This window comes from Hydrogenophaga sp. (assembly GCF_018780385.1).
Lineage (GTDB): Bacteria > Pseudomonadota > Gammaproteobacteria > Burkholderiales > Burkholderiaceae_C > Hydrogenophaga.
In genome coordinates this window covers 38,826-48,523 of sequence record NZ_JADMJO010000010.1, presented here as the reverse complement: position 1 = coordinate 48,523, position 9,698 = coordinate 38,826, and the positions used below count along the sequence as shown (strand labels likewise).

Here is a 9,698-nt window from a genome sequence, read left to right as displayed (position 1 = left end):
ACGAGGCCGAGAACCCCGAACTGCTGGATTTCCAGCGCCGCTTCTGGTGGACCCTCCCGCTCACGGTGGTGGTCACCGTGTTGGCCATGTTCGGCCACAGCCTTGGCTGGTTCGAGATGGCAACCCAGAGCTGGGTCGAACTGGTGCTCACCGTGCCCATCGTGCTGTGGGCCGGCTGGCCGTTTTTTGTGCGTGGCGCGCAGTCGGTGGTGAACCGCAGCCCCAACATGTGGACGCTGATCAGCCTGGGCACCGGGTCGGCGTTCGTTTACAGCGTGGTGGCCACGGTGGCTCCCGAGGTGTTCCCCGAGTCGTTTGTCTCGATGGGGCGGGTGTCGGTGTACTTCGAAGCGGCGGCGGTGATCATCTCGCTCACCTTGCTGGGGCAACTGCTGGAGCTCAAGGCGCGCTCACAAACCTCGGCGGCCATTCGTTCGCTGCTGGGGCTGGCACCCAAGACCGCGCGGCGCATCACGGCCGACGGGCAGGAGGAAGACGTGCCGCTGGCCCATGTGCATGTGGGCGATCTGCTGCGCGTGCGCCCGGGCGAGAAGGTTCCCACCGATGGCACGGTGGTCGAAGGCAGCAGCGCGGTGGACGAATCCATGCTCACCGGCGAGCCGTTGCCGGTGACCAAGCGGGTGGGCGACAAGCTGATCGGCGCCACGCTCAACGCCAGCGGTGCCCTGGTGATGAAGTCCGAGCATGTGGGATCGGCCACCGTGCTCTCGCAGATCGTGCAGATGGTCGCCATGGCGCAGCGATCGCGCGCGCCCATGCAGCGCATGGCCGACCAGGTGGCGGGCTACTTCGTGATGGGTGTGGTGGTGGCGGCGTTGCTCACCTTTTTCGTCTGGGGCTGGTTCGGACCCGAGCCGAGCTGGGTGCATGCGCTCATCAATGCGGTGGCCGTGCTCATCATTGCCTGCCCCTGTGCGCTGGGGCTGGCCACGCCCATGTCGATCATGGTGGCCACCGGTCGTGGCGCCACCCACGGTGTGCTGTTTCGCGATGCCGCCGCCATCGAGAACCTGCGCAAGGTCGACACGCTCATCGTCGACAAGACTGGCACCCTGACCGAAGGGCGGCCGACCTTCGAGCGCGCCATCGGCTTCGGGCGCTTTGCCGAAGACGAGGTCCTGCGCCTCGCCGCCAGCCTGGACCAGGGCAGCGAACACCCGTTGGCCGCCGCCATCGTGACCGCGGCGAAGCAACAAGGGCTTGCGCTGGACAAGCCCGAGCAGTTCGACTCGGAGTCCGGCATCGGGGTGCGGGGCAGGGTGGGTGGCCAGGCCCTGGCCCTGGGCAACACGGCGCTGATGCAGCAACTGGGTGTGGACGTGTCACCGCTGGCCAGCGAGGCCGAAGCACTCCGTGCACAGGGCGCCAGCGTGATGTATCTCGCGGCCGACAAGGTGCTGGCCGGTCTGCTGGCCGTGTCCGACCCGATCAAGGCCACCACGGCCGACGCACTCGGCTCGCTGCGCCAGGCCAACATCCGCGTGATCATGGCCACGGGCGATGGCCTGACCACCGCGCGCTCGGTCGGCCAGCGCCTGGGCATTGACGAGGTTCATGGTGAAGTGAAGCCGGCCGACAAACTCAAACTGGTGGAGAAGCTCCAGGCAGAGGGCCGCGTGGTGGCGATGGCAGGCGACGGCATCAACGATGCGCCAGCGCTGGCCCGCGCCGACGTGGGCATTGCCATGGGCACGGGCACCGATGTGGCCATGAACAGCGCACAGCTGACCTTGGTCAAAGGCGACCTGCGTGGCATCGCCACGGCCCGCGCCCTGTCGGTGGCCACGGTGGCCAACATGAAGCAGAACCTGGCGTTCGCGTTCGTCTACAACGCGCTGGGCATTCCATTGGCTGCGGGTTTGTTGTACCCCTTCACCGGCTGGCTGCTCTCACCCATGATCGCGGCCCTGGCCATGAGCCTGAGCTCGGCCTCGGTGATCGGCAATGCGCTGCGCTTGCGGGCCGCGTCCATCCGGGAATCCTGAGATCGCGCGCAGCCTGAGTGCTCAGGGGAACCGCTCAGCCCGGCGTGGTTCGCAGTTCGTCGAAGCGGCTCGCGAACTCCTGGCGCAGCTGTTTGCGCACCTTGGCCGCGGCGTTGCGGCGGCGCTCGTCGGGTGTGGCGGGCTCCAGCGGCGGCACCGCCACCGGCTTGCCGTCGTCGCCCACGGCCACCATGGTGAAGAAGCAGCTGTTGGCGTGGCGCACCACCTGGTTGCGGATGTTTTCGGTCACCACCTTGATGCCGATTTCCATGGACGAGGTGCCGGTGTTGTTCACCGACGCCATGAAGGTCACGAGTTCGCCCACGTGGATGGGCTGGCGAAACATGACCTGATCCACCGACAGCGTGACCACGTAGCTGCGCGCGTAGCGGCTGGCACAGGCATAGGCCACCTGATCGAGCAGCTTGAGGATGGTGCCGCCGTGCACATTGCCCGAGAAGTTGGCCATGTCGGGCGTCATGAGCACCGTCATGGCGAGTTGGTGGGTGGGCAGATCCATGGTCGGGTTCTCGTTGCGGCGCAGCAAGGTGCTGCAGGCGCGGATTGTGCCCGGATCGGCAGGCTGGTTAGAAATGCCTCACGACCAATGGCGGCGGTCGTGTAGGCCCTGTCCTACCCGCATCTGCCCTGCGCGCCGACAGACCACCTGCGTGCGGTACTGAACACTGAAGTCATCAGCCATTCAGGAGCAAGTTCACATGCACGCCCTCTCTACCACCCTGCACACACCCCTGCAGTTCATCACACCTGCCCGCCAAGGCCTGTCGTCGCACCATTGCTGCGCGCCGCATGAGCGGTTCGCGTCAGGTACACCCACCAATCATTTGCTCGCCGCGCTGCCCGCCAGCGACTGGGAACGCTGGTCCCATCAGATGGAACTGGTCGACATGCCACTGGGCCAGGTGTTGTACGAATCGGGCAGTGACCTGAACCACGTGTACTTCCCCACGTCGGCCATCGTCTCTTTGCTCAACCTCACAGCCAGTGGCGCCTGTGCAGAGTTCGCCACGGTTGGCAACGACGGTGTGGTGGGTGTGCCCCTGTTGATGGGCGGCATCTCCACCAACGGCCGCGCTGTCGTGCAAAGCGCCGGGCAGGGCTACCGGATGAATCGCCAGGTCGTCATTGACGAGCTCAACGCGGGCGGCGCGGTGATGCAACTGCTGCTGCGCTACACGCAAGCCTTGCTGACACAGGTGGCGCAGACGGCGCTGTGCAACCGGCACCACTCGGTCGACCAACAGGTCTGCCGGTTGATTCTGCTGAACCTGGATCGGGTGAAGGGCAATTGCCTGCAGATGACACAGGAGCTGCTGGCCAGCAAGCTCGGCGTGCGACGCGAAAGCGTCACGCTGGTGGCGCTGGCGCTGCAGCGCGACGGCCTCATTCGCTACGCGCGCGGTCGCATCGAGGTGCTCGACCGTCAAGGTCTGGAGGACCGTGCCTGCGAATGTTATGCCGTGGTAAAGCTCGAATGCGACCGGCTTCTGCCACCGGCGCCCGTTGACGAGTCTGAGCAATGGACGATTCGCCATACCGGCATGCGAATCGGCTGACATCGGGTGATGGGGCGGGGGATACCGGAGGAAACACCTTTTGTCACAAGCAGTCGTCAAAGGGTTGTCAAAGCCGGTTAGATTGCCTCAACTTCAAAAAGGATGAGCACATGGACAAGTCAATGATCAAGGGTATCGCCGTGGGTGGTCTGGCAATGGTCGTGCTGGGGGCGAGCGGCGTCACCGGCTATAGGGCGCTGACGCAGCCGAAGTTCGCCGACGTGGTCGCCGTCAAGGAGATCAACGAAACGGTGGTGACTCCGCGCGAACGCTGCGAGACCGTGGCGGTGCAACGCACGGCGCCAGTGAAAGACCAGAACCGCATTGCCGGCACGGTGGTGGGTGGTCTGGCCGGGGGCCTGCTGGGCAGCGCCGTCGGCAACGGCACAGGCAAGACCGTGGCGACCTTGGCGGGTGCCGCGGCCGGCGGTTATGCCGGCAACCAGGTTCAGAAGAACATGCAGCAAAAAGACGTGGTGACCACGTCCGAACAGCGCTGCAAGACCGTGAACGAAAAGTCGCAGAAGCTGGTGGGCTACAACGTGACCTACCGCCTCGACGGCAAAGACGGCACGGTGCGCACCTCCTTCAAGCCGGGTGCCACGCTGCCGGTGAAGGATGGCGAGGTGGTGACCACGCCACCGGCGCCCGCGGCCAAATCCTGAGTCGGCCGGGGCTGTTTCGCCAGCGTCAGTCTGGCGAAACGGTGTGCCCGGCCATCAGTTCGAGCGCCTTGACCAGGGCCGAGTGATCCAGATCCCCCATGCCGTGCGCGGCGCAAGCTTGCATGAGCTGCGCGGCGTTCGCGGTTTGCGGCAGTGACACGCCGATTTCCTTGGCACCTTGCAGCGCCAGGTTCAGGTCTTTCTGGTGCAGCTTGATGCGAAAGCCCGGGTTGAACGTGCGCTTGATCATGCGTTCGCCGTGCACTTCCAGAATGCGGCTGGCGGCAAACCCGCCCATGAGCGCCTGACGCACCTTGGCCGGATCGGCGCCGGCCTTGCTGGCAAACACCAGCGCCTCGCTCACCGCCGCGATGTTGAGCGCCACGATGATCTGGTTGGCCACCTTGGTGGTCTGACCGTCGCCATTGCCGCCCACCAGCGTGATGTTCTTGCCCATCAGCTCCAGCAGAGGACGCACGCGCTCGAACACCGCTTCGTCACCACCACACATGATGGTGAGCGAGCCGGCCTTGGCGCCCACTTCACCACCCGACACCGGCGCGTCGATGTAGTCGGCCCCGAGGTCGTTGATCTTCTTGGCGAAGGTCTTGGTGGCCATCGGGCTGATCGAGCTCATGTCGACCACCACCTTGCCTTTGCCGATGCCTTGCGCCACGCCGTTCTCGCCGAACAGCACGGCTTCCACGTCGGGGGTGTCCGGCACCATGGTGAACACCACCTCGGCCTCGCGCGCCACGGCGGCGGCGTTGTCGCAACGCACGCCGCCCGCGGCTTGAATGGTTTCGGGCACCTGGCTGCGCGTGTGCACGTACAGCTGGTGGCCGGCTGAGGCCAGGTGCAGGGCCATGGGGGTTCCCATGATGCCCAGGCCAATGAATCCAATCTTCATGTGTTGTCCTTCTGGTGTGCGGGCGGGCTCAGTAGCCGCCTTCGGTTTTGGGAAGTTGGGCGGCGCGCATGGTGGCCATCACCTGCTGAGCACCGGCGGCCATGAGGCGGGCGTCCGAGCTCACGGTGACGAACTGGAAGCCCATGGCAATGCGTTTGAGCGCGGCCTCGGGCGAGCCGTTGTGGATGCCGGCCACCAGGCCGTGCGCCTTGGCGCGCGCCAGGATGTGCTCCACGGCCTCTGCGGCCTTGGAGTCGAGGTCGTCGAAAGTGGGTTTGCAGCCGAGCGCCAGCGACAGGTCGGACGGGCCGATGTAGATCGCGTCCAGGCCCGGCACCGAGAGGATGTCCTCGAGGTTGTCCAGCGCCTGCGCCGTCTCGATCATCGCGAAGGTCACGATGGTGTCGTTGGCGTGCTGGGGATAGTCGGCGCCGCCGTAGAGCAGGGCGCGCACGGGGCCGAAACTGCGCGTGCCGCGCGGCGCGTAGTGGGTGTAGGCCACCAGCTTCTGCGCGTCTTCACGCGTGTTCACCATGGGGCAGATCACGCCGTAGGCACCTGCGTCCAGCGTTTTCATGAGAATGCCCGGCTCCAGCCACGGCACGCGCACCACGGGAACGGTCTCGGTGGTACTGATGGCCTGCAGCATCGTCACCATGGCCTGGTAGTCGACCACGCCGTGCTGCAGGTCGATGGTCAAGGAGTCCCAGCCCTGGTGGGCCATGGTCTCGGCCGAGAAGCTGTTGGGAATCGCCAGCCAGCCGTTGACGACGGCGCCACCGGCTGCCCAGATTTCACGCAGGCGGTTGGGTCTCATGGGGCTTCCTTGACAAGGGTGGAGGTCATCGGTCGAGCGCAGGGCGCTTGGGATTGAAGGTCCAGTTCGGAATCAGGAATTGCATGGCGGTGGCGTCGTCGCGCGCCCCCAGGCCGTGCTGCAGATAGAGCTGGTGGGCCTTCTCCACTTCGACCATGTCGAGTTCCACGCCCAGCCCCGGGGTCTTGGGCACCTGCACGTGGCCGCCCCGGATTGTGAGCGGATCTTTCGTGAGGCGTTGGCCGTCCTGCCATATCCAGTGCGTGTCGATGGCGGTCACCTTGCCGGGCGCGGCCGCGGCCACGTGGGTGAACATGGCGAGCGACACATCGAAGTGGTTGTTGGAGTGTGAACCCCAGGTCAGTCCCCAGTCGCGGCAGGTCTGCGCCACGCGCACGCTGCCGGCCATGGTCCAGAAATGCGGGTCGGCCAGCGGAATGTCCACGCTCTGCAGCGACAGCGCGTGCGTGAGTTGGCGCCAGTCGGTGGCGACCATGTTGGTGGCGGTGGGCAGGCCGGTGGCGCGGCGGAACTCGGCCATCACCTCACGGCCCGAGAAGCCGTCTTCGGCGCCGCAGGGGTCTTCGGCATAGGCCACCACGCCGCGCATGCGCTGGCCCAGGCGGATGGCATCTTTCAGCAACCAGCCGCCGTTGGGGTCGAGCGTCACGCGGGCGTCGGGAAAGCGCTCATGCAGCGCAGTGACGGCGTCCACTTCCTCGTCGCCGCGCAGCACGCCGCCCTTGAGTTTGAAGTCGTTGAAGCCGTAGCGCTCATACGCGGCCTCGGCCAGTCGCACCACGGCCTCGGGCGTCATCGCCACCTCATGCCGCAGGCGGCTCCAGGCGTTGTCGGCGTCGGGCTCGCTCGCGTAGGGCAGATCGGTCTTCGACTTGTCGCCCACGTAAAACAGGTAGCCCAGCATCTCCACCGCGTCGCGTTGCTGGCCTTCGCCAAGCAGCGCGGCCACCGGCACTTCCAGGTGTTGACCGAGCAAATCCAGCAGGGCCGACTCCACCGCGGTCACCGCATGGATGGTGGTGCGCAGGTCAAAGGTCTGCAGCCCGCGCCCGCCCGAGTCACGGTCGGCAAAACGGGTGTGCAGTTGCTGCAGCAGCTTCTGGTGGTTGCCCAGCGACTGGCCCACCACGAGTTCGGCCGCGTCTTCCAGCGTCTGGCGGATCTTCTCGCCACCGGGCACCTCACCCACGCCGGTGTGGCCTGCGCTGTCGGTGAGGATGAGCAGGTTGCGGGTGAAGAAGGGCGCGTGCGCGCCGCTCAGGTTGAGCAACATGCTGTCGCGCCCCGCGACGGGGATGACGCGCAGGGCGGTGACGCGGGGTGTGGAAGACACAGTGACGGGTTTCAGCATGAAGGGCTCAAAAAGAAGAGGCGTTGCCGGCGCGAGGTGACCCAACCCAGGGATGCCACGGATCCGGCTCTGCCGGTCCCAGGCATCGCCCCCTGGAAGGGGGTCGCGCGCAGCGCGGCGGGGGTGAACCTGTCAGTCGGCTTTGATGTTGCGGGCCTGGATGAGCTTTTGCCAGCGCGCGAACTCGGCCGCCTGGAAAGCGGTGAACTGCTCAGGCGTGTTGGCCACGATTTCGAAGCCCACTTCGAGCAGCTTCGGCTTGACGGCCGGGTCGTTCAACACGTCCTTGATTGCAGCGTGCAGCTTGGCTTTCACGTCGGCCGGCATGCCCTTGGGGCCTGCCACGGCCTGCCACGAATACACGTTGGCGTCCTTGATGCCGAGTTCGTCGAGCGTGGGCACGTTGGGCAGCAGGGGCGAGCGCTGGGCGCTGGTGATGGAGAGTGCGCGCAGCTTGCCGGCCACGATTTGCGGCATGGCGGTGTTGATGTTCATGAACGACGAATCCACTTGGGCGCCCAACAGGTCGGTCATCACCGGGCCGCCGCCTTTGTAGGGCACGTGCACGCCGCTGGTGCCGGTTTGTTGCCAGTACAGCTCTGCGGTGAGGTGGTCGCTGCTGCCGTTGCCCGATGAGGCAAAGGTCATCTTGCCGGGGTTGGCTTTCTGGAATGCCAGCACGTCGGCCATGCTTTTGTGCGGTGAAGCTGCGGGCACCACCAGCACGTTGGGCGCCTGCACCGCGACCGAGATGTAGTCGAAGTCCTTGGGCGCGTCGTAGCTCACCTTGAACAGGTGCGGCGCGATCACGAAGGGGCCGAGCGACGATACGAACAGCGTGTGGCCGTCGGGCGCGGAGCGCACCACATGCGTGGCGCCAATGGTGCCGGTGGCGCCGGCCTTGTTCTCAACCACGAAGGTGCCGCCGAGTTTCTCCTGGAGGCGGGGCTGCAGCGTGCGGGCGATCACGTCGGTCGAGCCGCCGGGCGGGAACGGCACCACGAGGGTGACGGTCTTGTCGGGCCAGGCCATGGCGGTGGTCATGACCATGGATGCGCCGAGTGCGCAAAGCAGTTTCTTCATTGCATGTCTCCTTCAGGTGTGGAATCGGGTGGTGTCGTCGCCGCGAATTGGTACCGGTACCAATGATTGTCGGATCGCATGGTACCGGTACCATTGTTTTGCGTCAACGGTCGTTTGTCGGGTGGTTTTGTTGGAGTGAGCCCTGCCGAGTGCCAACGAGTTCATCGGTGCCCCGTGGTCGCCGATGACCGGATCAGCCGGCGAACACCAAACTCAGGAAGTCTCTCGCTCGACGATCGAAAACCCCACATCCACCACCCGCTGCACCACCTCGCGCCCCTCGGCCCGGTCGATCAGGCTGCGCGCCGCCAGGCGTCCGATCTCCACGCCGTTGATGTGCACAGTGCTCAGCGCGGGCGCCATGTCGGCGGCGAAAGGCACGTCGCCAAAGCCCATGATGGCCATCCGCTCGGGAATGGAAATGCCGCGCACGCGCGCCTCGGTCAACACACCCAGGGCCAACAGGTCCGAGCTGCAGAACACGGCGTCCACATCGGGCGCCTGCGCCAGCAGGCGGTCCAGCCCCTCACGCCCGCTCTGCAACGAGCGCGATGCACCCACGTTGACCACCGCCACCGGCCCCAGACCGGCGCGCACCACAGCGTCGGTGAAGGCGCTGGCCCGACGGTCGGCACGTTCGTCTTCGGCTCGGATCAGCGCCAGTTTGCGTCGGCCCTTGGCCATGAGGAAGCGCGCCACCTCGCGGCCGATGTCGGCGTGCGAGAAACCCACCAGCATGTCGATCGGCGTGGGCGTGAGGTCCCAGGTTTCCACCACTGGAATGCCCGAGGCCATCAGGCGCGTTCGACCCTGGCCGGGGCGCAGGATGCCGGTGAGGAAGATCCCGTCGGGCCGGCGGCCGATGATGGCTTCCAGCAGCGATTCCTCGCGCGCCGCCGAATAGCTCGACTGGCCCAGCATGAGCTGGTAGCCGGCGTCGAACAGCGTGTCGTTGAGCGCCTCGATGGTCGGCATGAAGACCGACATCACCGTGCTCGGCACCACCGCCGCAATCAGCCGGCTGCGCGACGAAGCCAGGCCGCCGGCCATGCGGTTGGGCACATAGCCCGTGCGCTGCACCGCGTCCAGCACCTTCTGCCGCACCTCTGCCGACACCTGTTCCGGCGTGTTGAGCACCCGGGAGGCGGTGATGGGCGCCACGCCCGCGAGCTTGGCCACGTCGCGCAGGGTGATGGCGCCGCTGCCACGCCGGGCGCGCCGGGAGTTGTCGGTTTCTTTCATTTGAGGCTTAATCGAGGCTTGAAATG

General features: G+C 66.1%; 8 protein-coding genes and 1 pseudogene. 3 read left to right on the top strand and 6 right to left on the bottom strand.

Going from position 1 to position 9,698, the window contains the following annotated elements; all coding sequences use genetic code 11:
• On the top strand, positions 1-2,006 hold a 2,006-nt coding region (locus IV113_RS06540; RefSeq protein ID WP_291081964.1), incomplete at its 5' end, for a copper-translocating P-type ATPase.
• Between the two features lie 34 nt (positions 2,007-2,040).
• Here the strand turns inward: IV113_RS06540 and IV113_RS06535 are convergent.
• Positions 2,041-2,526 (bottom strand): acyl-CoA thioesterase, encoded by a 486-nt coding sequence (locus IV113_RS06535; RefSeq protein ID WP_291081962.1) that lies wholly within the window; start codon positions 2,524-2,526, stop codon positions 2,041-2,043.
• 199 nt (positions 2,527-2,725) lie between these two features.
• Here IV113_RS06535 and IV113_RS06530 point away from each other — a divergent pair, with 199 nt between their 5' ends.
• The gene (locus IV113_RS06530; RefSeq protein WP_291081960.1) at positions 2,726-3,583 is read left to right on the top strand and encodes a Crp/Fnr family transcriptional regulator; all 858 of its coding nucleotides are present in this window, start codon (positions 2,726-2,728) and stop codon (positions 3,581-3,583) included.
• A 110-nt stretch (positions 3,584-3,693) separates the two neighbouring features.
• The gene (locus IV113_RS06525) at positions 3,694-4,248 is read left to right on the top strand and encodes a glycine zipper 2TM domain-containing protein (protein ID WP_291081958.1); all 555 of its coding nucleotides are present in this window, start codon (positions 3,694-3,696) and stop codon (positions 4,246-4,248) included.
• 25 nt (positions 4,249-4,273) lie between these two features.
• Here the strand turns inward: IV113_RS06525 and glxR are convergent.
• The 5 genes and pseudogenes from glxR to IV113_RS06500 all read right to left on the bottom strand — a co-directional run.
• Positions 4,274-5,161 (bottom strand): annotated as a pseudogene (gene glxR / locus IV113_RS06520) (2-hydroxy-3-oxopropionate reductase); the annotation flags it as partial.
• Positions 5,162-5,186: 25 nt separating this feature from the next.
• Positions 5,187-5,975 carry an aldolase/citrate lyase family protein gene (locus IV113_RS06515; RefSeq protein WP_291081955.1) on the bottom strand — a complete coding sequence of 263 codons (789 nt, stop codon included), beginning with the start codon at positions 5,973-5,975 and terminating at the stop codon, positions 5,187-5,189.
• A 25-nt stretch (positions 5,976-6,000) separates the two neighbouring features.
• Entirely contained in the window at positions 6,001-7,347 is a 1,347-nt protein-coding gene (gudD, locus tag IV113_RS06510) for a glucarate dehydratase (RefSeq protein ID WP_291081953.1), read from the bottom strand.
• A gap of 132 nt (positions 7,348-7,479) precedes the next feature.
• Entirely contained in the window at positions 7,480-8,430 is a 951-nt protein-coding gene (locus tag IV113_RS06505) for a tripartite tricarboxylate transporter substrate binding protein (protein WP_291081951.1), read from the bottom strand.
• A gap of 213 nt (positions 8,431-8,643) precedes the next feature.
• Entirely contained in the window at positions 8,644-9,672 is a 1,029-nt protein-coding gene (locus IV113_RS06500; protein WP_291081949.1) for a LacI family DNA-binding transcriptional regulator, read from the bottom strand.
• Positions 9,673-9,698 lie beyond the last annotated feature (26 nt).

What these genes read in the sequence shown, in the direction of transcription:
- gudD (WP_291081953.1), bottom strand. Translation starts at nt 7,347, where the DNA reads ATGCTGAAACCCGTCACTGTGTCTTCCACACCCCGCGTCACCGCCCTG.
- IV113_RS06505 (WP_291081951.1), bottom strand. Translation starts at nt 8,430, where the DNA reads ATGAAGAAACTGCTTTGCGCACTCGGCGCATCCATGGTCATGACCACC.
- IV113_RS06525 (WP_291081958.1), top strand. Translation starts at nt 3,694, where the DNA reads ATGGACAAGTCAATGATCAAGGGTATCGCCGTGGGTGGTCTGGCAATG.
- IV113_RS06530 (WP_291081960.1), top strand. Translation starts at nt 2,726, where the DNA reads ATGCACGCCCTCTCTACCACCCTGCACACACCCCTGCAGTTCATCACA.
- IV113_RS06500 (WP_291081949.1), bottom strand. Translation starts at nt 9,672, where the DNA reads ATGAAAGAAACCGACAACTCCCGGCGCGCCCGGCGTGGCAGCGGCGCC.
- IV113_RS06535 (WP_291081962.1), bottom strand. Translation starts at nt 2,526, where the DNA reads ATGGATCTGCCCACCCACCAACTCGCCATGACGGTGCTCATGACGCCC.
- IV113_RS06515 (WP_291081955.1), bottom strand. Translation starts at nt 5,975, where the DNA reads ATGAGACCCAACCGCCTGCGTGAAATCTGGGCAGCCGGTGGCGCCGTC.